The following is a 22,698-nucleotide window of genomic DNA, read 5'->3' as shown; positions in this document are numbered from 1 at the left end:
ACCGGGCCGGGGCGCCTCAGCCGGGTGACCGCCGGGACCGGGCCGCCCAGATCACGTACGCCGGGTCCCGGTCGAGGTTGTGCCGGTCCCGGTCGTAGCGTCGGGTGGTGCGCGGGTCGGCGTGGCCCATCGCGTCCTGCACGTCCTCGAGGGGGACGCCCTCGGCGCGGGCGGTGGTGGCGAAGGCGTGCCGCAGCGAGTGCGGGGACAGTCTCGCCCAGGCGGGGATCCCGGCGTCCCGGGCCAGCCGGCGGACCAGCCGGAACACCGAGTGCCGGTCGAGTCGGCCTCCGCTGGCGGTGACCAGCAGCGGCCCGGTCAACTCGTGCACGGCCACGCCCTGCGCGTCCGCCCGCGCCGCCAGGTACGCGTCGAGCGCGTACGCGGTGCCCGGGGTCAGTGCCCGCCGCCGGGACCGGCCGCCCTTGCCGACGAACCGCACGCTGCGGTGACCGCGTTCCACGCCGAGGTCGTCGAGGTTCAGCGACACCAGTTCCCCGACCCGCAGCCCGAGGTCGGCCAGGAGCGCCACCACGGCCCGGTTCCGTACGGCGGTCGGACCGGTGGCGGCCTGCGCCGCCGCGAGCAGCGCGTCGACCTCCTGCGGGGTGAGTCCGACGGTGGCCGAGTGGTCCCGGTCGACGCGCGGCCGGTCGGCGCCGGAGACCGGGTTGGCGTCGATGGCGCGCAGTTTGACCAGGAAGTCGTACCAGCTGGACAGCGCGGAGAGCTTGCGGGCGACGGTTGCCGGGGTCAGCGGGCGGCCCGTCCGCGCGGCGAGGGTCGACTCCAGGTCCCGGCCGTAGGTGTTGACGTGCAGGAAGTTGGCCCGCAACGGGTCGATGTCCTGGGCGGCGCACCAGGTGAGCCAGCCGGCGACGTCGCGCCGGTAGGCGTCGCGGGTGTGCGTGGACAACCGCCGGTTGGCGAGCCACGCCTCGGTGAAGTCGACCGGGGCGTCGGGCAGGGCGGGCGTCGGCGCGGTGCCCGACAGCACCGGAAGGTCGGAATACGACATACCGGAAAGGCTCTCAGGTTCGGGCCGGGATGGCGACGAGGCGCGCCCGGCCGGTTCCTGCCGTCCCGGTTGGCCGGTACGCCTTTTCGCGCATGGGGTTCGCGTATTTGTCAGGCACGTTCGCCGTCAACATAATCGGGGTCCGGAAAACCGCGTGACCGCTCGTGCCGTCGCGCTACGCGGGCACGAGCGCATCCGAGATCAGGGAAAGGGGACGGAGTGACGAGCCGGCGGGGCCGTTGCTCCACATCATCCTATGGGAATTGATCACCACGGTCGTACGCACCGCCTGGACTGGGAGGACGCCACGCTACGGGAGTGGGACTGCACCGTCCTGTGGTCGGATCCCGCGGATCCCGAGCAGGGCATCGTGCTGGACCGCTCCGCCTTCTACCCCGGCGGGGGTGGACAACCACCGGACCACGGGGTGCTCATCTGGCAGGGCGTGCAGACCAGGATCGTCGGCACCCGCAAGGGCGACGACCTCTACCTGCTGCCCGCGCCCGGCGACCCGGTGCCGCCGCCCGGGACGACCGTCGTGGGGGCGGTCGACGACGACCGCCGCTCCGCCCTGATGCGGACCCACTCCGGGCTGCACGTGCTCTGCGGGGCCGTCTTCCGTGACTTCAACGCCCTGGTGACCGGCGGCAACATGGAGCCCGGCGAAGCCCGGATGGACTTCAACCTGCCGGAGGTGCCGCCCGGGTTCAAGCAGAACCTGGAGGACGCGGTGAACGCCGAGATCGCCGCCGACCGGAAGATCGTCGTCCGGCTGATCTCCGCGGAGGAGGCCAACGCGATCCCCGACCTGGTCCGCACCCAGTTCGTGGCTCCGCCGACCATGCCCCAGGTCCGCGTCGTCGACATCGTCGGTCTCGACGTGCAGGCCGACGGGGGCACCCACGTCGCCTCCACCGGGCAGATCGGCCGGGTGGTCGTCACCAAGGTCGAGAGCAAGGGCCGACAGAACCGGCGGGTCCGGATCAAGCTGGTGTCCTGAGCCGACACCCCAGCGTCCCGCGGGTACGGCACCCGCGGGACACGCAACCGACGCCACGGTCAGGAGTTGATCTCCCTGCGGCCGTTGCCGTTGGTGAGGACGGCGACCCGGCGCGGCTTGGCCCGCTCGGCCACCGGGATCCGCAGGGTGAGGACCCCGTTGTCGTAGCCGGCCTCCAGCCGGTCGGTGTCGAGGGTGTCGCCGAGGAAGAGACGGCGGGTGAAGGTACCCATCGGTCGTTCGGCGGCGACGAGTTCCACGTTGTCCCCGGTGGGCCGACGGCGTTCCGCCCTGACGGTCAGCACGTTGCGCTCCACGGTGCAGTCGATGCTGTCCGGGTCCACGCCGGGCAGGTCGAACGCGGCGTAGAAGTGGTCACCGTCGCGGTAGGCGTCCAGGTGCATCACCGCCGGACGGGTGGCGGTGCCGAAGACCTGGTCGGCGAGCCGGTCGATCTCCCGGAACGGGTCGGTCCGCATCAGCATGGTGTGCCTCCTCGGTTCTCCTGGGCCGAAGGTTTCAAGTTGAGTCTGGTCGACTCAAGTTCTTCTCCTTTGATAGCGCGCCCCCGCGGCGTCGTCAAGTCGATCCGACCACCGCCCTCCGAGACGTTGACCCTCCCCCTCGGGCAGACCCCAGGCTGGTCCGTGCCGGTCACCCGGACCGGCACGAGGAGGATGGCGACGTGGGGCTGCTGACCATCGGGGCGTTCGCCCGGGCGGCACGGCTGACGCCGAAGGCGTTACGCCTGTACGACGAACTGGGTCTGCTGCCACCGGCGGCGGTGCACGCCGAGTCCGGGTACCGGCTCTACGACCCGACACAACTCGACCGGGCACGGCTGATCGCCCGACTCCGCCGCATCGGCATGCCGCTGACCGAGATCCGTGACGTGTGCGACCTCGACGGCGGGGCGGCGGCCGAGGCCGTCACCGCGTACTGGCAACAGGTCACCGCCGACACCGCGACCCGCGCCCGACTGGCCGCCCTCCTCGTCCAGGACCTCTCCGGAAGGGGCACCATGTCCGACCCGACCCCCACCATCGTCGTCCGCTCCGCCGCCGGCTGCGACCCCGGCGCCGTACGGGACAGCAACGAGGACGCTGCCTACGCCGGTGACCGGCTGCTGGCCGTCGCCGACGGCATGCGCGGCCCCGGCGGCGCCGCAGCCAGCGTCGCCGCCATCGACGCCCTCAAACCGCTGGAACTGACCGACGCGCCGGCCGCCGACCTGCTGACCATGCTCGCCCGCGCGGTCGCCGACGCGCACCGGGTGGTCCGCGGCGCGGGAACCGGCGACCACCAGCCGGTCACCACCCTGACCGCGCTGCTGCGCCACGGTTCCCGGCTGGCCCTGGTGCACGTCGGCGACACCCGGGCGTACCTGCTGCGCGGCGGCGCCCTGTTCCGCCTCACCCAGGACCACACCTGGGTGCAGACCCAGGTCGACCAGGGCCGGCTCGACCCGCACCGGGCCGCCACCCACCCCCGGCGCGCGCTGCTGGTCCGTGCCCTCGGCGGCGGACACGACGTCGAGGCGGACCTGGCACTGCGCACCGCCCTGCCCGGCGACCGCTACCTGCTCTGCTCCGACGGGCTGCACGCCGTGGTGGACCAGGCGGCCCTGCACGCCGCACTCGAGGGCACGGACCCGCCGGAGCGGACCGTGCGACAGCTGATCGCCCTCGCCCACGCCCACGGCGCGCCGGACAACGTCGCCTGCGTCGTCGCCGACATCGTCGCGACCTGAGCCACCACCGGTCGGCTCAGGTCAGCGGGAAGTCGGCCAGTTCACGGACCGCCGTGTCCAGCGACGCGTCGAACCCCTGCGCGACCATCTCCCGGAAGGCGGGGTCACCGGCGGCCGCGTTGCGCCGGATGCCGTCCGCCGACGCGGCCGCACGCTCCCGGACCACCGCCAGGAACCTGTCGAGCGGCCCGTCCCAGCCGTACGCGTCGAGGAAGAGCCGCAGCCGAGCCGGCCGGTCCGCGAACGCGGTGAAACCCTCCGCCGTCACCACGTGCCGGGCGTGCAGCGGCACCCAGGCGAACGCGGTGAACGCCACGTCCCACTCCACCGTCACCGGTCCCGCGAAGTCCCAGTCGAAGAACCCGACCAGCCGTCCACCGGACCACGCCGCGTTGTACGGCGCGGCGTCGTTGTGCCCGACGATCAGCCCCGGACGCCACCGGCCGCCCTCCCGCCAGACGGCGTCCGGTGGCGGAACGAAGTCGGCGACCGCCGTGTGGAAGGCCCGCAGCCAACCGGCGACCTGGCGAAGCGCGTCTACCCCGTGCACCCAGGACGGCCACGGCCGGCGGTCCCCGACCACCTCGCCGGGCAGATACGTCAGCACCTCCCGACCCTGACCGTCGACGCCGCGCGCCCGTGGGGCCCCGGTGAACCCGACCGCCTCCAGATGGCGCAACAGGGCGTGCACGGCTGGTGTCCACGGCCCGGCGGTGCGACGTACCGTCTCACCGATCCGCACCGCACCACCGCTGTTGCCACCGGGTAGACGCTGTTCCACGGTCAGGGCCCTCTCCTTCGGCACACGTCGGCGGGATCGTCCACCGGGCACCGGTCGAGTGTGACGCCTACCGGCAGCGAGTTCGACACGACCGCCGGCCGGCGCCACCGATACGGTTCGTCCCATGGACGCAGCGTCGACGCGAGTATCTCCGCACCTGCGAGAACGCCTCAAGCTCGTCCACTGGATCGGCGGTGGCAGCGGCGCCGGCAAGTCCACGATCGCCGCATGGATGACCGGTGGGTGAACCGGTCTCCGGACACCATGCTGGACACGTTCCACTGGTACCGCGGCGAGGCGTTCGACCTCGTCGTCGAGGACCTGCTGGCGTTCCCGGCCGAGCGCGGCGTCATCGCGGAAGGCTTCCGACTTCTGCCGGAACTTGTCGCGCCGCTGCTGGCCGAGCCCCGACGCGCCGTCTGGCTGCTCCCGACACCGGATTTCCGCCGAGCGGCGTTCGACAGCCGCGGTGGCCTGTGGCAGATCGCCGGCCGGACCAGCGACCCCGAACGCGCCCTGCGCAACCTGCTGGAACGAGACCGGATGTTCACCGAGCGCCTCGATGCCACGGTGACCAGCCTGTGCCTGCCGGTCATCCGCGTCGACCCGCAGACAACCGAGGACGACCTCGCAGCCCAGGTCGCCGAGTCGCTCGGTCTCTGACCGGGCGCCGCGGACCGGTCGCCGGTGAGGGCGAGCCCATGACCTGGGGCGGCCCGTAGCGTGGGGCCCATGCTCTCCCGCGTCAACGGCCTGTCCCGCCACTTCACTCCCGACAGTCTGCGTGAGCACCTCCTCGCCCGCGCCACCCGCGTCGACACCGGATGTCTGATCGTGCGGGGCTACGGCACCCGACGCGGGGTCCACCAGAAGGTCGCCGGCCGCGCCTGGGCACACATCGCCGCGTACGCCGTCTTCGTCGGCGACTACGACCCGGACCTCGAGGTCGACCACGTGTGCGGGGTCGCGGACTGCATCGAGCCCACCCACCTGCGGCAGGTCACGCACGCGGAGAACTGCCGGGACCGGATCCGCCCACCGCGCTGCCGCAACGGCCACGAGCGGGAGGTCGACCCGGCCACCGGCACGTACCGCCGGGTGTGTCGCGCCTGCAACCGGGACGCCCAGCGGCGCTGGCGGGAACGGCGGGCCGCCGAGGCGGCCGGGGCGCGCATCGCCTACGGACGCGAGTAGCCCTCCGACCGGGGGGGGGGGTGGAGAGGCCTGAGTCACGGGCCGGTACACCAGCGTAAGTGCTTACGCACCTTAACTGACATTATGGTGCGCGGCCGGTATGCCCGATTTGCCGGAGGCCTTTATCGTATTGCTTTTATCGGTAATCCGATAATCCGCGCGGCCCTGGCCTCCGCGCGTGGTCGATGGTCGACGCGAGGTGTGGGGCCATCGCCATCGCCAAGCTCCTCGGCGTCAGCCCCGGCACCCTCTCTACAACCACATCCCCGACCTACGCGAACTCCGCGCCGCCGGCGCGGCCGTGTGCGACCATCGCGAATTACGTGAGACGACATGCCGATGAGGACGTCACGGTTCACGAGCTGGTTATGGGTCGATGGAAGGACCGAGCCACTTGGTGCAGGTTGTGGTCGTGGGAGCGGGAATCGTCGGTGCCGCGGTGGCGTACGAAGCCGCACGGGCCGGAGCCGAGGTCGTCCTGGTGGACAAGTCGCTTCCCGCTTCGGGAGTCACTGCGGACTCCTTCGCTTGGATCGGCGGCCCACGAGGAGGAGACGCGCCGGATCCCAGCACGGTCCTGCGGCGCCGGGTTCTGCAGGACTACCGGCGTCTGGAGGACGAGGTGCCAGGCCTGCGGGTGCGCTGGCGAGGCGCCCTGATGTGGGGCGAGGAACAGCTTGACGACGGTCGTCTCGCGCCTGGCGAGCGCCTCGTTGACGCCAGAGAGGTCGGGCTGTTGGAGCCTCGCCTGAAGGCCCGGCCGATACGCGCTCTGCACCTCGAGAGTCACGGTGCCATCGACCCGGTCGCCGTGACACAGGCGCTGGCACGTGCAGCGCAGGAACACGGTGCGCGGCTGATGGCGAACTCCGCCGTCACCGCACTGGATCTCCGTGACCGTCAGGTCACGGGAGTGCGGACGTCGACCGGCTCCCTGCCCGCCGACACCGTCGTCGTGACCGCCGGTGTCGACGCGCCCATGCTGTGCGGGCCGCTCGGATTCGATCTGCCCGTCGCGCCGTCGCCGGCTCTGCTCATGCGCTTCACCGCACCACCCGGGCTGGTCCGCACACTGGTCGCCACCCCGCACCTCGAAGTGCGTGAGGCGGCCGACGGTCATTTGCTGGTTGCCGCCGGATACAGCGGGGAGATCGACCACGACGATCTCCGGCGCGCGGGCGAGATGATGCTGCACCGGCTCACCGCCACCTTCGACGCACCGGACATCGAACTGGTCAGCGTGAGGCTCGGAACGCGGCCCATGCCTGCGGACGAACTGCCGATCATAGGTCCCGTCCCAGGCGTGGGAGGGGTCTACATCGCCGTGATGCACTCCGGCGTCACCTTGGCCCCCACCGCCGGGCGGCTCATCGCCTCGGAGATCGTGCACGGCGTGGAGGCCGGGCAACTCGCGGGCCTGCGACCAGCCCGGTTCCGCTCACGCGCCGAGTGGCGACCGCAGCGGCGGGCCGACGCATGACAACAGCCGGGCTGTTCGCGCCATCGTGACCTGGATCGAACGGACCTGCCGCCGCCGACGGCAACGATCCCTCGTCCGGTTGACCCCGTTGAGTTCGAGACCATCATGACCCCACCGGCCAGTCAGGCCGCGTGGCTGCACCTGTCACCCATCGGTGCAGCAGACCCTTTGGTACCTGGGCATGGCGAGATTGAGCGCCTCAATCGGTTGAGACTGGATCGGTCGTGGAGGGTGGCCGTTCCGGTCCCCGGCCAGCGCGGTGATCGAAGGCGGCGGGAGCGCTGGCCAACTCGGTGAGTGAGTCGAGCTGCGCCGGTTCGAGCTCGACGTCGGCTGCTGTGGCATTGGCCCGCAGTTCGTCGAGGGTCTCAGCGCCGACGATGGCGGAGGCGACGGCCGGACGGGACAGCAGCCAGGCCAGCGAGACCTGGTACGGCGCCAGTCCCCAGGCACGGCCGAGCCGGTCGACCTCCCGGCCAACGGCGATCTCGGCCTCGGTGAACCCCGCCGCGCCGAAGCGTTGGTCGCCGGCGACGTCGCGGTCGAGAACGCCGAGGTCGGCAAGCAGGCCGCCGTGCAGTGGCGCGTACGGGACGAGGGACAGCCCGAACTGCTGGCAGGCGGGCGCGAGTTCCCGCTCGGCGGCCCGATCGATGAGGTTGTATTTCACCTGGGCGGCGACGGGTGCCTGCTGACGCCGGTCGTCGGCGATCCACAAGGCATGTGTGACCTGCCAGGCGGGATGGTTGGACAAGCCGACATAGCGAATCTTCCCCTGCCGGATGAGATCGTCATACGCCGCCAGGGTCTGCTCCAGCGGCGTGTCCGGGTCGGGATCGTGCGCGTAGTAGAGGTCGATGTAGTCGGTCTCCAAGCGGCGCAGGCTCGTCTCGACCTGGCGGATGATGTGGCGACGTGACAGGCCACGGTCGTTGATGTCGAGCCCGACGATCCCGTTGGACTTGGTGGCGATCACCATCTGGTCGCGGCGACCGCGCAGGGCGCGGCCGAGGATCTGCTCGGCGGGTTCACGGTCGGCGGCGGCTGGGGCACCGGGCCGGTCGAAGACCGGCATGTTGCCGTACACGTCGGCGGTGTCGACGAAGTTGATGCCCAGGTCGACAGCCCCGCCGACGACCCGGTCGGCGTCCTGCGCGGTGGGAGCGACTCCAAACGTCGCGGTGCCCAGACAGATCCGGGACACCTTGACGCCGGTCGCACCGAGGACGGAGTACTGCATCAGCGTTTCCTTGTCTTCCGTGTGGCGGGCGGCAGCACTGGCAGAAGGCGGGAATCGGCGGGCGGCGTAGCCGCCGTCGACGGGAGGAAGACGCCGATGACGAAGGCGGCGTCGGTCGTCTGCTGCTGCCAGGCGAGGGTGTTCGCGTCGAGGGCGGCGTGGTCGAGACTGCCGCCGAGGAGGCCCGCACGTGCTCATCGGCCTGCCGGCCACGATCCCTCCCCCGACGATGAACTGTAACCGAGTGGTAGGCTTTGGTCAACGGAGCATGAGAGGGTGAGGAAGATGTCGGGCAGCACAGGGACCACCGCCCGCGGTCCCTACCGCACCGGGATCCGGCGGCGGGAACAGATCGTCGCCACCGCCATCACGGTTTTCGGCGAGTACGGCTTCGCGGGCGGATCGATCCGCACCATCGCTGACCGGGTCGGCGTCTCCCACGCCACCCTGCTGCAGCACTTCGGCAGCAAAGAAGGGCTCCTGACGGCAGTGCTGCAGGAATGGGACCGCCGAACCGTGGAAGCCAGTCTTACCGATGTCGCCGGGCTGGATTACTTCCGCCGGCTACCCGAGGTCATGACCGCACACCTGAACAACCGGGGCCTGCTCGAATTGTTCACCACGATCGCGGCAGAGGCATCCAGCCCGGCACACCCGGCCCACGCCTTCATTCAGCGCCGTTACACCGACAACCTAGCCACCCTCGCCACCCACCTGCAGCAGGCAGTCGATGCCGGCGAGGTGGCACCACTCACTCCAGCCGAAATCGAGATAGAAGTACGCCTGGTCACCGCCGTGCTGGACGGGATCGGGCTGCAATGGCTGCTCGACTCCTCCACCGACGTCACCGCCAGCGTCGAGACCTACATCAACCGAACCATCGCGGCCTGGAGCAGTGGCCACCGATAGAACCACGAAAGGGCGCGGGCGATGTCCTACGGATGAAAGTACGGTCGCACTCTGATCGGCGCGTGGGGCCAGAAGCCCGGATGGCCGCAGACCGTGCAGAGTGCCGTGGTGGCGGTCAGTCCAACGAGATGACATCCTCACCCACACGGACGAGGAGATCCGCCGCAACGTCGAGACCAACTTCCTCGGCCCGCTCTTCCTCGCCCGCGCGTTCACACCGATCCTGTCAGCGAAGGGCGGGAACACGGCGATCAAGGCTGGCCTCAGCGCCCCGCTCGAGGCCGTCTACCCGCAGCTCGCCACCACGAAGTAGCCCCTGCACAGCGATCGCCGCGGCCTCTCCGTTCCATCTGGACGTGCCCGCCGTGCTGCTGCGGCAGGACGGCCACGTGGCCTGGGCCGGCGACGACCAGGCGGATCTCCTCGCCCAGATGCCACGGTGGTTCGGCACCGCCGTCAGCGGTACGCGCAGGTTGCGGACGGCACCAGCCGGGACCCGCGCCCGCGCCGGTGCCGGCCCACAACCGTACGGAGGAGTCCGCCGGCCTGTCGCGCCTGCCCGCGTGCCGCTACCCGGAAGGCAACCCGACAGTCCCGCCTACGCTTTCCGTCAGGCGTCGTGGTGTCGCAGATAGGTGTCGAGCGCGGCCGCGCCGGCCAGCATGGCCCGACCCCGCGCCGTCAGCCGGTCACGCCACTGGCGCAGGGTCGCCCGCAGCGGCTCCGGCCCGCCCGCCGCCCGCACCTGCTCCAGCACCCGCGCGATCTGCTCGAGCCCGTGCCCGCCACGCCGGAGCTGGTGGGCCAGCAGCGTGTCGCGTACGTCGGCGGCGGTGTAGACGCGGTAGCCGGTGCGCGGGTCGCGTCGGGGCACGACCACGCCGGCCCGCTGCCACGTGCGCAAGGTCGCGGGCCGGATGCCGAGCCGGCGCGCCAGCGGCCCGATGAACGTCACACCCGGTTCCCCGGCACGGGGTGGCTCCAGGTCACGCAGTGCCCGTTCCACGGCCTCCAGGGTGCGCCGGTCGTCGGCCAACTGCGCGTGACCGTCGTCGATCAGCCGTAGCGCGTCCTCGACGGCGCCGCCGTTCACGGCGCGCATGATCGCCCCGGCGGTCGCGTGGCCGTGGGCGGGGATCAGGGTCAGGAACGTCCGCAGGGCGGCCGCGTGGTGCGGAGCGTAGACGCGGTAGCCGTGCGGCGAGCGCTCGGCGGGCGGCAGGATCCCCGCCTCCTCGTAGTTGCGCACCGCCTGCGTGGACAGGCCGTGTTCGCGTGCCAGATCGATGGGCCGCAACCGCATTTTGAGGGTATGTCCTCGTCCGCCGCTGGATATGTCGCAAAAGTTTACACCGTCAGTTCAACGATAAGGTCGAAGGGATGACGGACCTGATCCGGGGCGCCACCCGCGACGGGTGTCGGGAGCGGCGGCTTCGAGGTCGGCGATACTGCCCGACATGATCGTCCGCACGTGCGCGGTGATGTGCTCCGTGGGCCAGTCCCACCAGGCCACTGCCAGCAGCCGGGCGATGTCCTCGTCGCGGTGGCGGGTGCGGATGACACGGGCCGGGTTGCCGCCGACGATGGCGTAGGGGGGAACGTCGGCGGTGACCACGGCGCCCGCGCCGACGATCGCGCCGTGTCCGATCCGTACGCCGGGCATCACCGTCGTGTCGTAGCCGAACCAGACGACGTCGTTGCCGACGACGGTGTCACCGCGATTCGGCAGGCCGGTCAGCAGGTCGGCGTGGTCGGACCACGAGCCGCCCAGGGCGGGGAAAGGGAAGGTCGACGGGCCGTCCATGCGGTGGTTGGCGCCGTTCATGACGAACCGCACCCCGGTGCCCAGGGCGCAGAACCTGCCGATGACGAGCTTCTCCGGCCCGTAGTGGTCGAGGACGTTGCGGGTCTCGAACGCGCTCGGGTCGTCCGGGTCGTCGTAGTAGGTGTACTCCCCGACCTCGATCAACGGGGACGTCACCTCCCATGGTCGCGGTACCGCGCCGGCCAGCACACCCGACCCCAGCGCGGACACCAGCCGCACAGTAGGCACGGGTGGACCTGTCACGCCAGAAGGACGCGCCAGCGGTCGGCCGACTCGATGCCGTCCAGGCTGACCCGTTCCAGGAACGCCCCTGCCCTGGCCAGCCGCTGCCCCACGGGGCTGTCGGGCCCGGACGTCTCCGCCGCGGCCAACGCGGCCTGCGCCGCCTCGAGCGTCTGCCGCGCGCCGATCACGACGGACTGGTACCAGGCCTCGTCGTCGACCACGTAGACGTCGCGACGCCGCTGCGGATCACGCTCGCGCCGGACGTACCCGCTGCGGACCAGGTAGTTCACCGCCACGGAGACGGAGGCCGGGCTGACCCGGAGCCGGCGGGCCAGCTCGGCGGCGGTGCGCCTGCCGTCTTCGGACAGCAACAGGTCGACGTGCACGCGCGCGGTCATCCTCGGCAGTCCCGTCCGGACCGCCAGCTCGACGATCTCGTCTCCCGCCGTGCCGCCCGTCGGTCCGGCCGCGCGCGGGGGCGCCGGTGTGCCGCGCCGCGCGCGCTGGGCCGTCACCCGGTGCGCCTGCTGGGGGTGGTAGCCGCCGGGGCCGCCGTTGCGTCCGACCTCCCGGCTGATCGTCGAGGTCGGACGGTCGAGCCGCCGCGCGATCTCGGCGTAGGAGAGCCTGGCGGCGAGTCCGGCCGCGATGCGCTGGCGGTCCTGCTGGGTCAACCGTCCTCCTGGCATCCCGCGAGTATTGCCTTCGCCGCCATCCATTGCAACGCGGTATTGCGTTAGGGGACAGCGTCATTGCATCAGTTTTCGGCTGTTGACCTGCGCGAACGCTCTTTTGCCGATTGACATTCATTCCGAATGAAACGTAGCTTTCGACCATCGCTGAACAGTCACCATCGCGAGATGAGGAATGGTCATGGGTGAATCCCTGCACACCGTCCGGACGATGCCGACGGCACGTCAGCCCGGCTGTCCGTTCGACCCGCCGGCAGAACTGATCGACGCACGCCGACACGGCCCCATCAGCCGCTACACCTTCCCCGGCGGAAGAGCCGGCTGGCTGATCACCGGATACGACCTGGTCAGGTCGGTCCTGGCCGACTCCCGGTTCAGCTCACGCAAGGAGCTCATGCTCCACCCGACCATCGACTACGGAGACATCACGATCCCCCCGGCGCCGCCCGGCGAGTTCCTCCTCATGGACGAGCCCCAGCACAGCCGCTACCGAAAACCGCTGATGGGCAAGTTCACCGTACGACGGATGCGGCTGCTCACCGAACGCGTCGAGCAGATCACCACCGAACACCTGGACGCCATGGAGAAGACCGGTCCTCCGACGGACCTGGTGACCGCGTTCGCCAAGCCCATCCCCGCCATCATGATCTGTGAGCTGCTGGGGGTGCCCTACCAGGACCGGGGTTCCTTCCAGGAGCAGGTCGACTCGTTCATGAACGGGGAGACCAGCGACGAGGACCTGTTCGCCGCCTACACCGCGACCCAGGACTACCTGACGGAACTGGTGGCCACCAAACGCGCCAACCCCACCGACGACGTGCTCAGCGACCTCACCGACACCGATCTGACCGATGAGGAGCTGAAGGGGATCGCCCTGATCCTGTTGGCGGCCGGGCTCGACACCACCGCGAACATGCTGGCGCTGGGCACCTTCGCGCTGCTGCGCAACCCGGAGCAGTTGGCCGCGCTGCGCGCCGATCCCACACTCGCCGACCGGGCCGTGGAGGAGCTGCTGCGGTACCTCAGCGTCGCCAAGACGTTCATGCGGACGGCGCTGGAGGATGTCGAGGTGGGCGGCCAGACCATCAGGGCCGGCTCGCCGGTGATCCTGTCGTACCACACCGCCAACCGCGACCCCGAGCGCTTCACCGATCCCCACGTGCTCGACCTCCGCCGGCGCGACGGCGGGCACCTGGCCTTCGGTCACGGCATCCACCAGTGCCTGGGTCAGCAACTGGCCCGCGTCGAGATGCGGATCGCGTTCCCCGCGCTGGTCACCCGCTTCCCCACGCTGCGCCTGGCCGTACCGCCCGACGAGGTTGCCCTGCGCCCGGAGACCGCCGACATCTACGGGGTGAAGAGCCTCCCGGTCACCTGGGACGCGTGACCGGTGCGGATCACTGTGGACGCGGAGCGGTGCGTCGGCTCCGGGATGTGCGTGCTGACCGTCGGCGAGGTGTTCGACCAGCAGGACGACGGCAGGGCGGTCGTCCTGCGACCTGAGCCGCCGGCGGGAACGTGGGACGCGGTTCGCGAGGCCGTCGACCTGTGCCCGGCCGCAGCGATCGTCCTGTCGACCGAACGCCGACCCTGACGTGAGTCGGGACGGACCTCGCCGGAACCGGTCCTAACCGGCTCCGGTCAGCCTGCGCACGATCCCGGCGGTCGGGCCCGGCCGGGCCTCGGCATGCGCCGTGCCCGCCCACAGGTTGATCGCCTCCGGATCCTCACGGCGGGCCGCCGCTGCCCGGACCGGTGCGGTCAGGTGATGGACGGCGGGATACCCGAGCGGTGCGGTCGACGAGTACGTGTCGGTGAACCGGTTGCGCAGCGCCCGCGCCGGTTGGCCGGTGAACGCCCGGGTCACCACCGTCTCGGTGAACCGCCCCGACAGCATCGCGTCGCGCTGCACCGCCCGGGTCCCGGCCTCGTCGGCGAGCAGGAACACGGTGCCCGCCCGGACGTCCCGGGCGGTTCCGGTACCGCCCGCGCCGATGACGGGCAGACCCACGGCGGCGCGGACGTCGCGGACCACCTGCGGCGCCGTGGACGAGCCGTCGTAGTCAGCAGGTGACGTCGTGGCCGAATGACCACCGGCCGACCCTGCCTGCGCGATCAGCGCGTCCGGCCCCACAGCCGCCGCGCGTCGGGCCTCCTCGGCGTCGGTCACCGTCACCAGCACCGTGCAGCCGGCACGCCGCAGCTCCGTGACGACCGACGCCTCCGGAACCCCGAAGGTGAAACTCACCCAGGGCACCGCCGCGCCCACCGCGATCCGCACCTTGGCGGCGAAACCGTCGTCGTCGGCCAGCCGAAGCCGAGGCAGCTCGACCTCGTACCGCTCCGCCTCTGGTCGGAGAGCCTGCCGGTACTCCCGCAGTGCTCCCACGTCGACCGGTGGCGGTGACGGCAGGAAGATGTTCAACCCGTACGGCAACCGGCTGGCCCGCAACTCGGCGACCTCCCGGGCCACCAGGTCGGCCGACTTGTACCCGGCCGCCAGAAAGCCCAGCGCACCGGCGGCCGCGGCCGCCGTCACCAGGCCCGGCGTCGATGGTCCCCCGGCCATCGGCGCCACCACGACCGGGCTCCCGAACTCCCACACCATGACCCCATCCTGCCTCGCCGGCACGCCACCACGCTCGATCCCCGGACGTGACGGGCGTGGTCGGGGCCCGGCGGCCACCCCTCGCCGTCGCCCGCCAGTCAGGGCCGGGGCGTGCGGCGCCACCAGCGACGTCGCCGCGTGGGCCGAACCGCTGCGGCGGCAGGGGGGTCGCCGGCCGGCACCGGCCCGGAGCGGGCCGCCCGCCACTGCCGCACCACCGCGTCGACGTCGACCGGCCGGACCACCACCCGAGGCCCGGTCGGCGTCCGCAGCCACGCCACGATCTGCGTGTTCAGCTCCTGCGCGCACGCCCGCACCGCCGCCTCGGTGGGCAGCTCCCGGACCTCGTCGGGCAGCCGCTCGACGCGCCTGCGCAGCAGCAGGGGGGTGGGCAGGAGCGCCTCGGTGGGGATCTTCTCCCGCTCCAACAGTCCCTTGATCCACCACTGTTCGTCGTACGGCAGGTCCCGGCCGGGGATGGGCCGGCCCGCGCCGGGCAGGTTGTCGAACTCGCCGCGTTCCACGGCGGCGCGGATCTGCGCCTCGGCCGCCGCCTCCCACGCGTAGGTCATGCCGGAACCTCCCCGTGTCGTCGGCACCCGCCACCAGGATGCCCCACCGGGCGGGGACGTTCCCACCCCGGCGGGCCGCACACCGGCCGGGGGCCGCCGCGCGGTGCCCTAGACTTCGCCCTCGATGGACGACCAGGCCACCCCCGTCGACACCCGCCCCTGCGCGCACTGCGGCCGGGACGTGCCGCAACGCGCCGGCGCGGGCCGTCCTTTCCGGTACTGCCGTGACAACGACGGCGCCTGCCAACGCGCGTCGCGCAACAGCCGGATGCGCCACCGCAACGCCCCCGGCCTCGCCGGGCAGGTGGCCCGGACCTGGGAGGCGGTGGACCGCCTCGACCAGCTCGTGGACTCCCTGACCGAGACGCTGCACGCCGAGCTGTCCCCGGTGGGGGTGGAACGGCAGCTCGCCCAGGTCCGCGCGGAGGCGGCCGGGCAGGTGGCGCAGGCCCACACCGAGCGCGACGAGGCACGCCGCGCCGCCGAGGACGCGCGGGCCGCCGAGGTGGCCGCCCGCCGGGCCGCCGAGGACGCCGTCGCCCAGCGGGACGCCGCGCGCGCGGACGCGACCCGGCACGCCGAGGACGCCGCGCGGGCCGCGGACCGGGCCGCGGACGCCGAGACGGCCCGCGACGCCGCGCAACGGACGGCCAGCGCCGCGGAGGCGCTGCGGGTGCAGGCCGAACGGGACCGGGACGCGGCCCGCCACGACCTGCGGACCGTCCGCGCGGAACGGGACACCGAACGCCGTCGGGTCGCCGAGTTGACCGCCGAGCGGGACACCGCCCGCGCCGACGCCGACCGGGCCGCCTCGGCCGCCGCCGACGCGGTCGCCCGCGCCGACCGGGCGCAGGCCGACGCCGCCGCCGCCGGTCGGGACGCCGACGCGCACCGCGCCGCCGCCGACCGGGCCCGCGCCGAGGCGGAGGCCGCCCGCCGGGAGGCCGCCGAGGCGACCCGGTCGGCGGAAGCGGCCCGCGTCGACGCCGACGCCGCCCGCGCCGAGAGCGCCGCCACGGCGCAACGGGCCCGGGAGGAGATCGCTGCCCTCGCCGCCCACCGGGACCGGCTCACCACCGACGTGGCCGACGCCCGGCAGGCGGCAGCCACCGCCGAGGTCCGCCTGGCGGAGCTGACCGTACGGCTGCGCACGGCCGAAACCGACCGGGACGCGGCGGTGACCCGCGCGGCCCAGCTGGCCGACCAGGTCAGCGACCTGGCCACGGCACTGGCCCGGCTGGGGTCGCCGACACCGCGCTGACCAGCCCCGGCCGGCCCGCGCATCGGTCACCGTCGAGGGACACCGGAACGGGCCGGGTACCATACAGGTGACAGCCAGCACACTCCACCGTTTCCCACCCGGCCGGCGGTGCCCGCCGGGGGTCCGGCCAGGCCCGCCCGCCGGGCGTGGCCTCGTCACCGGGGAATGCCCCGGCGACGGCGGGCCGTTACACCGAGAAGACCAGCACCACCAACGAGGGGAAGTCGAACATGGGCGAGCGTATGCTGCGTGGTAGCCGTCTGGGCGCGGTCAGCTACGAGTCCGACCGCAACACGGAGCTCGCGCCGCGTCAGACCCGCGAGTACCTCTGCGCCAAGGGCCACCAGTTCGAGGTGCCGTTCGCCGTCGACGCCGAGGTCCCGACCACCTGGGAGTGCAAGTTCGACGGCAGCGTCGCCCGGCTGGTCGACGGCAGCGAGCCCGAGCAGAAGAAGGCCAAGCCGCCGCGCACCCACTGGGACATGCTGCTGGAGCGGCGGTCGATCGCCGAGCTGGAGGACATCCTCGCCGAGCGGCTCCAGGAGGTCCGCACCCGCCGCGGTCGCGCCTGACCATCCACGACGAGCCCCCGGGACGGATCGCCGTCCCGGGGGCTCGTCGTGTTGTCACGGGGCTTCACCGGCCCGGTTCGACGATCTCTCCCTCGATCGCGGCGGCCGGGTCGGCGCCCGGCCGGGACGGGCCCGGTTCGGTCGGCGGCGTCGCACCCCGGTACACCCGCACCCGGCGGGGACCAAACAGGTCACCGGCGACCATCGACGACACCCGCCGCTCCGTGGCCCGCTGCACGCCCGCGCCGGCGAGCCGGCGCAGCGGCGGCACCAGCAACGCCACCCCCACCACACCGCTGACCAGGCCCGGCACGGCCAGCAGCAACGCACCGGCCAGGCCGACGAGCCCGTCGGTCAACTGCCGGCCGGGCGGCTGGTGCGACTCGACGCTGGCCCGGAAGCCCCGCCAGGCGCGCATGCCCTCCCGGCGTAGCAGCAGCAGACCCACCAGCGACACGGCGAACACCACCAGCACCGCCGAGGCGAACCCGATCGCCTCGCCGACCAGCACGAACACCGCGACCTCGGCGGCCAGCCCGGCCAGCAACCCCAGCGGTACGAACCTCCACGTCCGGCGCATCACACCTCATCCGACGTCGGCGACGCTCTCCCGGTCAAGGATGCCACGGGCACCGGTCACGGCCACCGGCCCGCGACCGGCCGCCGCCGTCCCCGCCGCCGGTCCTGCAACCCCCACAGGGTGATCCGCCACAACGCCTCCAGCACGATCCACGGGCTCATCTTGCTCGATCCGCGTTCCCGCTCGGCGAACGTGATCGGCACCTCCACCATCCGCGCTCCGGCCCGGTGCAGCAGCCGCGACAGCTCCACCTGGAACGAGTAGCCCCGCGAACACACCCGGTCCAGGTCGACGGCGGCGAGGGCGCGCAGCCGGTACACCCGGTAGCCGCCGGTCGCGTCGGAGACGGGCACCCCGAGGGCCCACCGGGCGTACCAGTTCCCGCCGCGCGACAGCAGTAGCCGCCGCCACGGCCAGTTCAGGACCCGCGCGCCGCGTTGCCACCGGGACCCGATGACGACGTCCGCGTCGCGGGCGGCGTCCAGCAGCGTCGGCAGGTCCTCCGGGGCGTGCGACCCGTCGGCGTCCATCTCCACGACCGCGTCGTAGCCGCGCCGCCGTGCCCACGCGAATCCCGCCAGGTACGCCGCGCCGAGTCCTGCCTTGCCCTCGCGGTGCAGGACGTGCACCCGGGGGTCGACGCGGGCCAGCCCGTCGGCGAGCGCCCCCGTGCCGTCGGGGCTGTTGTCGTCGGCGACCAGCACGTCCACGCCGGGCGCGTGCCGGTGGACCCGGTCGACGATCCCGGCGAGGTTGTCGGCTTCGTTGTAGGTGGGCACCACCACCAGCACCCGCCCCACGTCCGGACGTCCGACCGTCCGGCCGGTCTGCTCGCCCACCTGGACCTCCCCCGGTCGCGCCGGCCCGTCCGGGCCGGTCGTCGTGCGGTTCTACCCGGGCGGCACCGGCCGGCGTCGCCGCACGGCCGCGCCGGCCAGGACGAGACCGGCGGCCACCAGCAGCGCCACCTCCGGCCACACGCCCATCCACGTGGCCGGGGTCGACCCGGTACCGAGCCGCATCTGCCGGACCACCACCGCGCCGGTGTTGAACCCGGTGGCCCCGTCTACCCGCCCGTCGGGGGACACGAACCCGGACACCCCGACCGTGGAGGCCATCAACGCGTCCCGGCCGTGCTCGACGGCCCGCAACCGGACCATCGCCATCTGCTGCAACGCCTCGGCTTCGTCGAACGTCGCGTTGTTGGTCTGCACCACCAGCAGCTCCGCGCCGCCGGTGACCGTGTCGCGGACCAGCCCGTCGTAGGCGACCTCGAAGCAGATCACGTCACCGAGGACCGCGTCGCCGGTGCGCAGCACACCCGGCGTGGCGCCGGGCACGAAGTCCGCCCGGATCCGGTCGACCTGCTTGCTGACCATCCGCGCCAGGTCCCGCATGGGCACGTACTCGGCGAACGGCACCGGGTGACGTTTGGTGTACAGCTGCCCGGTGTCGGGGCCGCTGCCGGGCCGCCACAGCAGTCCCGCGTTGCGCACCTGCCCCTGGCCGGGGCCGCGCAGCACCGCCCCGACGAGGATGGGCGCACCGATCGTGTCGGCGGCCCGGGAGATCCGCGCCCCCGCCGTGGTGTCGCGCAGCGGGTCGATGTCGCTGGAGTTCTCCGGCCACACCACCAGGTCGGGTCGGCGGGCCTGCCCGGCGGTGACCTGCCGGGCCAGGTCGAGGGTGGCCTCGACGTGGTTGTCGAGCACCGCCTGCCGTTGGGCGTTGAAGTCCAACCCGAGGCGGGGCACGTTGCCCTGCACGATCGCCACGGTGACCTGCTCGCCGCCGCCACGCACCCCCACCGGGACGGCCAGGGCGGCGGCGACGACGGCGACCAGGCCCACGGCCGGCGCGACGGTGTGCGGGCGGGGCCGCCGCCACGACCGCCACGACAGGGTCACCAGCAGCCCACCGGCGAGCGCGACGGCGACGGTGACCAGCGGGGCGCCGCCGAGCGCGGCCAGCCGCAGCAGCGGCGAGTCGCCCTGGCTGAACGCCAGCCGCCCCCACGGGAACCCACCGAACGGGGTGCGGTCGCGCAGCGCCTCCTGCCCCACCCACAGCAGCGCCGTGGCCACCGGCCACAGCGCCCGCCGCCGGTCGACCAGCGGGGACACGTAGGCGGTGGCCGCGCCGAGCAACGCCACGTAGGCGGCCTGGGACAGGCTCAGCAGCACCCACGGCAGGTAGCCGGTGTGCAGGTTCGTCCAGGCCAGCAGCGGCGCGAACAGGGTCACCCCGGTGAGGAACCCCAGGGCCGCGCCGGCGCGGACCCGCCGCCGGTGCGTCGCCGCGGCGACGGCCGCCACCCCGACCGCCGCGAGGGGCCACCACCCGTACGGGGGAAACGCCGCCAGCAGCGCCAGCCCGGCCACCACCGCCAGCGCCACGGCCGCCGCCAGGGGCAGCGGACGCGGCGACGGCGGCGTGCCGGCGGCGGCGGGGCGTACCTCGTTGAGCGTCGTCACCGGCACCTCACCCTCGATCACACCGCCGAAGGTTACCCGCCGGCCGCCGCGACGCCTCAGGGCAGCCGGTGGGCGACGAGGACGGCGTCGTGGACGGTGACGTCCCGACCGTCGGGGTCCACGGCGGCTCGCGGCCGGGCCTGCGCGACGCGGACCCGCCAGCGGGCCTCATCGAGCAGGTCGGCGGCCTGTTCGGCGGTGAACATCAACTCGGGGAAGTGCATCCGCCGGGCCGTGGTACGCAGGTCCAGGGGGTGGTGACCGACGACGAGCAGGGTGCCGCCCGGGGCCACCGCGTCGGCCAGCCGGGCCACCAGGTCCCGCCACTGCCCGGCCGGCAGGTGCATGAACTGCGCCGACACCAGCTGGTAGGCGCCCGCCTCGGGCGCCTCGACGCGCAGGTCCGCCTGGCGGGCGGTGACCCGGTCGGCGACGCGCGCGTCGGCGGCGTGCGCGGCGGTGCGGTCCACCGCGGTGGGGGCGATGTCCACGGCGGTGACCTGCCACCCCCGGCGGGCCAGCCACACCGCGTCGGCGCCCTCCCCGCAGCCGACGTCCAGGGCCCGCCCCGGTGGCAGGTCGGCGGCCTCGGCGACCAGCTGCGGGTTCGGGTTGCCGCTCCACACCGCCGGCCGGGACCGGTACCGCTCCTCCCAGGCGTCCTGCTCGAACATGGTCGCCAGGTCGTGCCGGTACGCCTCGACGGCCCGGGCGGTGTCCTCGGCGACCAGGTCGGCGTTGATCGCCCCGGCGGCGGTCACCCCCTGCGCGGCGGAGACCACGACCGTCGCGGTGACGGCGGCCGCGTTCCCGGCCACCCACACCCCGGGCACGTCGGTGGCCCCGAACGCGTCGGCGGGGATCCGGGTGCCGACGCGTTGCCCCTCGTGGTCGACGTCGACCGGGAACAGGCCGAGCGGGGCGAGCGCGTCGGCGTGGGCGGCCACCCGGGTCGCCACCACCAGCGCGTCGACGCGCACCAGCCCACCGTCGGCGAGGCGGACCCCGGTGAGCCGGTCGTCGTCGACGACCAGTCCGGTGACCGGCCCGTCGACGACGGTGACGCCCCGGGCGGCCAACTGCTCGGCCTGCGTCGGGTCGGGCGCGTCGCCGTGGTGACGCAGCAGCAGCACGTGCGGGGTCCACTGCCGCCACAGCAGCGCCTGCCGCACCCCCACCGGCCCGTCGGCGAGGACCCCGACCCGCCGGTCGCGGACCTCCCACCCGTGGCAGTACGGGCAGTGCAGCACGTCGCGTCCCCACCGGCCGGCCAGGCCGGGCACGTCCGGCAGCGCGTCGACGCCACCGGTGGCCACCAGCAGCCGCCGTGCCCGCGTCCGCCGCCCGTCGGCGAGGGCGACCGCGAACCCGTCGTCGTCCCGGTCGACGGCGGTGACCGTCGCGTCGACGACGTGCCCGCCGTAGCCGGTGACGTCGGCGCGCCCCGACGCGAGCAGCTCCGCCGGGGGGACGCCCTCCCGGCCGAGGTGGTTGTGCACCCCGCCGGCCGGGGCGTTGCGGGGCCGGCCCGCGTCGACCACCAGCACCGACCGGCGGGCCCGGGCCAGGGCCACCGCCCCGGCGAGCCCGGCCGCGCCGCCACCGATGACCACCACGTCGTACCTGTCGTCCATCACGCACCCCTGTCCGTCGTCGTCGACCGCCACGGTGCGCCCACCCGACCCCAGACGGCAACTATTGTTGCCGGTATGGCAAACGACGACGAGGCGGCGGTCCTGGCCGGCGTCGGCGCCCGGCTCCGAGCCCTGCGCACCCGACGCGGCACCACCCTGACCCAACTGGCACAGACCACCGGCATCTCCGTCAGCACCCTGTCCCGGCTGGAGTCCGGTCAGCGCCGCCCCACCCTGGAACTGCTGCTCCCCCTGGCCCGCGCCCACCAGGTACCCCTCGACGACCTCGTCGGCGCGCCCCCCACCACCGACCCGCGCGTACACCCCCGCCCGATCGTGCGCCACGGCATGACGTTCCTGCCGCTGACCCGCCGCCCCGGCGGCCTCCAGGCGTTCAAACAGATCATCCCACCGCACACCCCCGCCGACCCGCAGCCGAAGACCCACGAGGGCTACGAGTGGCTGTACGTGCTCTCCGGTCGCATCCGGCTGATCCTCGGCGACCACGACCTGATCCTCACCCCCGGAGAGGTCGCCGAGTTCGACACCCGGGTGCCGCACGCCGTCGCCAACCCCGACCCGCAGCCGGCGGAGATCCTCAACCTGTTCGGGCCGCAGGGCGAACGGCTGCACGTGCGCGCCCACCCCACCACGTCCCGCTGACCCCGGGCACGAAAATCGGGGCGCGGCAACTGCCGCGCCCCGATGCTCCCAGGCCCTCCCCGGCCGGTGGGGCGAAGATCAGGCACGCCGACCTTCGGACCGACCGGACGGTGGACTGGCTGCCCCCGTCGGGCCGTTGTCTACTGGCCGTGCACCTCACCCTGCCCGTACACCGGTAACCGCGGCCGGTTCGCGCCGCCCCGCCGACCCCCGCCCGCTG

25 protein-coding genes and 1 pseudogene are annotated in these 22,698 nt (G+C 73.1%); 13 read left to right on the top strand and 13 right to left on the bottom strand.

Annotation, left to right across the window (positions count from 1 at the left end; translation table 11 throughout):
- Positions 1–16: 16 nt before the first annotated feature.
- Complete coding sequence (locus IGA62_RS27535) at positions 17–1,018, bottom strand: tyrosine-type recombinase/integrase (RefSeq protein WP_145817973.1); 1,002 nt, start codon at positions 1,016–1,018, stop codon at positions 17–19.
- Positions 1,019–1,274: 256 nt separating this feature from the next.
- On the opposite strand from IGA62_RS27535, the gene IGA62_RS27530 reads away from it, so the two are divergent.
- Positions 1,275–2,018 carry an alanyl-tRNA editing protein gene (locus IGA62_RS27530; RefSeq protein WP_145817975.1) on the top strand — a complete coding sequence of 248 codons (744 nt, stop codon included), beginning with the start codon at positions 1,275–1,277 and terminating at the stop codon, positions 2,016–2,018.
- 59 nt (positions 2,019–2,077) lie between these two features.
- Here IGA62_RS27530 and IGA62_RS27525 read toward each other — a convergent pair whose 3' ends face one another.
- Positions 2,078–2,503 carry an Hsp20/alpha crystallin family protein gene (locus IGA62_RS27525; RefSeq protein ID WP_145817977.1) on the bottom strand — a complete coding sequence of 142 codons (426 nt, stop codon included), beginning with the start codon at positions 2,501–2,503 and terminating at the stop codon, positions 2,078–2,080.
- A 200-nt stretch (positions 2,504–2,703) separates the two neighbouring features.
- Between IGA62_RS27525 and IGA62_RS27520 the strand changes: the two genes are divergently transcribed.
- A complete protein-coding gene (locus IGA62_RS27520) occupies positions 2,704–3,768 on the top strand; it encodes a MerR family transcriptional regulator (protein ID WP_145817979.1) in 1,065 nt (354 codons plus the stop codon).
- A gap of 16 nt (positions 3,769–3,784) precedes the next feature.
- Here the strand turns inward: IGA62_RS27520 and IGA62_RS27515 are convergent, their stop codons facing one another.
- Positions 3,785–4,549, bottom strand: coding sequence for a phosphotransferase (locus IGA62_RS27515; protein WP_198501134.1), 765 nt, complete (start codon positions 4,547–4,549; stop codon positions 3,785–3,787).
- 228 nt (positions 4,550–4,777) lie between these two features.
- Between IGA62_RS27515 and IGA62_RS27510 the strand changes: the two genes are divergently transcribed.
- The 3 genes from IGA62_RS27510 to IGA62_RS27500 all read left to right on the top strand — a co-directional run bounded on the left by IGA62_RS27510 (position 4,778) and on the right by IGA62_RS27500 (position 7,223).
- Positions 4,778–5,212, top strand: a complete 435-nt coding sequence (locus tag IGA62_RS27510; RefSeq protein WP_232624796.1) for a hypothetical protein — start codon at positions 4,778–4,780, stop codon at positions 5,210–5,212.
- A 69-nt stretch (positions 5,213–5,281) separates the two neighbouring features.
- Positions 5,282–5,743: an HNH endonuclease gene (locus tag IGA62_RS27505; RefSeq protein ID WP_145817983.1), complete on the top strand. Its 462-nt coding sequence runs from the start codon at positions 5,282–5,284 to the stop codon at positions 5,741–5,743.
- A gap of 397 nt (positions 5,744–6,140) precedes the next feature.
- Positions 6,141–7,223 carry an NAD(P)/FAD-dependent oxidoreductase gene (locus IGA62_RS27500; protein WP_190289223.1) on the top strand — a complete coding sequence of 361 codons (1,083 nt, stop codon included), beginning with the start codon at positions 6,141–6,143 and terminating at the stop codon, positions 7,221–7,223.
- Between the two features lie 199 nt (positions 7,224–7,422).
- Here the strand turns inward: IGA62_RS27500 and IGA62_RS27495 are convergent, their stop codons facing one another.
- Positions 7,423–8,676, bottom strand: a complete 1,254-nt coding sequence (locus IGA62_RS27495) for an aldo/keto reductase (RefSeq protein WP_198501133.1) — start codon at positions 8,674–8,676, stop codon at positions 7,423–7,425.
- A gap of 72 nt (positions 8,677–8,748) precedes the next feature.
- On the opposite strand from IGA62_RS27495, the gene IGA62_RS27490 reads away from it, so the two are divergent.
- From IGA62_RS27490 to IGA62_RS31045, 3 genes and pseudogenes are all read left to right on the top strand, one after another.
- Positions 8,749–9,372 carry a TetR/AcrR family transcriptional regulator gene (locus tag IGA62_RS27490; RefSeq protein WP_145821970.1) on the top strand — a complete coding sequence of 208 codons (624 nt, stop codon included), beginning with the start codon at positions 8,749–8,751 and terminating at the stop codon, positions 9,370–9,372.
- A 100-nt stretch (positions 9,373–9,472) separates the two neighbouring features.
- Entirely contained in the window at positions 9,473–9,685 is a 213-nt protein-coding gene (locus IGA62_RS29750) for a hypothetical protein (protein WP_198501131.1), read from the top strand.
- 37 nt (positions 9,686–9,722) lie between these two features.
- Positions 9,723–9,821 (top strand): annotated as a pseudogene (locus IGA62_RS31045) (aromatic-ring hydroxylase C-terminal domain-containing protein); the annotation flags it as partial.
- Between the two features lie 161 nt (positions 9,822–9,982).
- Here IGA62_RS31045 and IGA62_RS27480 read toward each other — a convergent pair.
- The 3 genes from IGA62_RS27480 to IGA62_RS31005 are packed head-to-tail and all read right to left on the bottom strand — an operon-like array spanning position 9,983 to position 12,096.
- Positions 9,983–10,675 (bottom strand): TioE family transcriptional regulator, encoded by a 693-nt coding sequence (locus tag IGA62_RS27480; protein ID WP_145817987.1) that lies wholly within the window; start codon positions 10,673–10,675, stop codon positions 9,983–9,985.
- 57 nt (positions 10,676–10,732) lie between these two features.
- Positions 10,733–11,398: a CatB-related O-acetyltransferase gene (locus IGA62_RS27475; RefSeq protein WP_269780486.1), complete on the bottom strand. Its 666-nt coding sequence runs from the start codon at positions 11,396–11,398 to the stop codon at positions 10,733–10,735.
- A gap of 38 nt (positions 11,399–11,436) precedes the next feature.
- Positions 11,437–12,096 carry a helix-turn-helix domain-containing protein gene (locus IGA62_RS31005; RefSeq protein WP_145817989.1) on the bottom strand — a complete coding sequence of 220 codons (660 nt, stop codon included), beginning with the start codon at positions 12,094–12,096 and terminating at the stop codon, positions 11,437–11,439.
- A gap of 199 nt (positions 12,097–12,295) precedes the next feature.
- Here IGA62_RS31005 and IGA62_RS27465 point away from each other — a divergent pair, with 199 nt between their 5' ends.
- Both IGA62_RS27465 and IGA62_RS27460 read left to right on the top strand, forming a co-directional pair.
- On the top strand, positions 12,296–13,501 hold the full coding sequence (locus IGA62_RS27465; protein ID WP_145817991.1) for a cytochrome P450: 1,206 nt from the start codon (positions 12,296–12,298) through the stop codon (positions 13,499–13,501).
- A 3-nt stretch (positions 13,502–13,504) separates the two neighbouring features.
- Positions 13,505–13,708 (top strand): ferredoxin, encoded by a 204-nt coding sequence (locus IGA62_RS27460; protein ID WP_145817993.1) that lies wholly within the window; start codon positions 13,505–13,507, stop codon positions 13,706–13,708.
- A 33-nt stretch (positions 13,709–13,741) separates the two neighbouring features.
- On the opposite strand, the gene IGA62_RS27455 is transcribed toward IGA62_RS27460, so the two are convergent.
- Positions 13,742–14,722: a nitronate monooxygenase gene (locus tag IGA62_RS27455; protein WP_145821971.1), complete on the bottom strand. Its 981-nt coding sequence runs from the start codon at positions 14,720–14,722 to the stop codon at positions 13,742–13,744.
- A gap of 98 nt (positions 14,723–14,820) precedes the next feature.
- Positions 14,821–15,294 (bottom strand): DnaJ family domain-containing protein, encoded by a 474-nt coding sequence (locus tag IGA62_RS27450; RefSeq protein ID WP_145817995.1) that lies wholly within the window; start codon positions 15,292–15,294, stop codon positions 14,821–14,823.
- 124 nt (positions 15,295–15,418) lie between these two features.
- On the opposite strand from IGA62_RS27450, the gene IGA62_RS27445 reads away from it, so the two are divergent.
- Positions 15,419–16,555 (top strand): hypothetical protein, encoded by a 1,137-nt coding sequence (locus IGA62_RS27445; RefSeq protein WP_186499840.1) that lies wholly within the window; start codon positions 15,419–15,421, stop codon positions 16,553–16,555.
- A gap of 230 nt (positions 16,556–16,785) precedes the next feature.
- A complete protein-coding gene (locus IGA62_RS27440) occupies positions 16,786–17,127 on the top strand; it encodes an RNA polymerase-binding protein RbpA (RefSeq protein WP_046564157.1) in 342 nt (113 codons plus the stop codon).
- 64 nt (positions 17,128–17,191) lie between these two features.
- On the opposite strand, the gene IGA62_RS27435 is transcribed toward IGA62_RS27440, so the two are convergent.
- From IGA62_RS27435 to IGA62_RS27420, 4 genes are read right to left on the bottom strand one after another with little or no spacing between them, the layout of a single operon-like run.
- The gene (locus IGA62_RS27435; protein ID WP_145817997.1) at positions 17,192–17,707 is read right to left on the bottom strand and encodes an FxsA family protein; all 516 of its coding nucleotides are present in this window, start codon (positions 17,705–17,707) and stop codon (positions 17,192–17,194) included.
- Positions 17,708–17,763: 56 nt separating this feature from the next.
- Entirely contained in the window at positions 17,764–18,546 is a 783-nt protein-coding gene (locus IGA62_RS27430; RefSeq protein ID WP_145817999.1) for a polyprenol monophosphomannose synthase, read from the bottom strand.
- A gap of 51 nt (positions 18,547–18,597) precedes the next feature.
- Complete coding sequence (gene lnt / locus IGA62_RS27425) at positions 18,598–20,181, bottom strand: apolipoprotein N-acyltransferase (protein ID WP_377464309.1); 1,584 nt, start codon at positions 20,179–20,181, stop codon at positions 18,598–18,600.
- A gap of 56 nt (positions 20,182–20,237) precedes the next feature.
- Positions 20,238–21,815: an FAD-dependent oxidoreductase gene (locus tag IGA62_RS27420; RefSeq protein ID WP_145818001.1), complete on the bottom strand. Its 1,578-nt coding sequence runs from the start codon at positions 21,813–21,815 to the stop codon at positions 20,238–20,240.
- A gap of 75 nt (positions 21,816–21,890) precedes the next feature.
- Here IGA62_RS27420 and IGA62_RS27415 point away from each other — a divergent pair, with 75 nt between their 5' ends.
- Positions 21,891–22,478 carry a helix-turn-helix domain-containing protein gene (locus tag IGA62_RS27415; protein ID WP_145818003.1) on the top strand — a complete coding sequence of 196 codons (588 nt, stop codon included), beginning with the start codon at positions 21,891–21,893 and terminating at the stop codon, positions 22,476–22,478.
- The last annotated feature ends 220 nt before the right edge of the window (positions 22,479–22,698 follow it).

Origin of the sequence: Micromonospora sagamiensis, from assembly GCF_014680085.1 — a bacterium.
Lineage (GTDB): Bacteria > Actinomycetota > Actinomycetes > Mycobacteriales > Micromonosporaceae > Micromonospora > Micromonospora inyonensis.
This window is presented reverse-complemented; position numbering and strand designations above follow the sequence as displayed.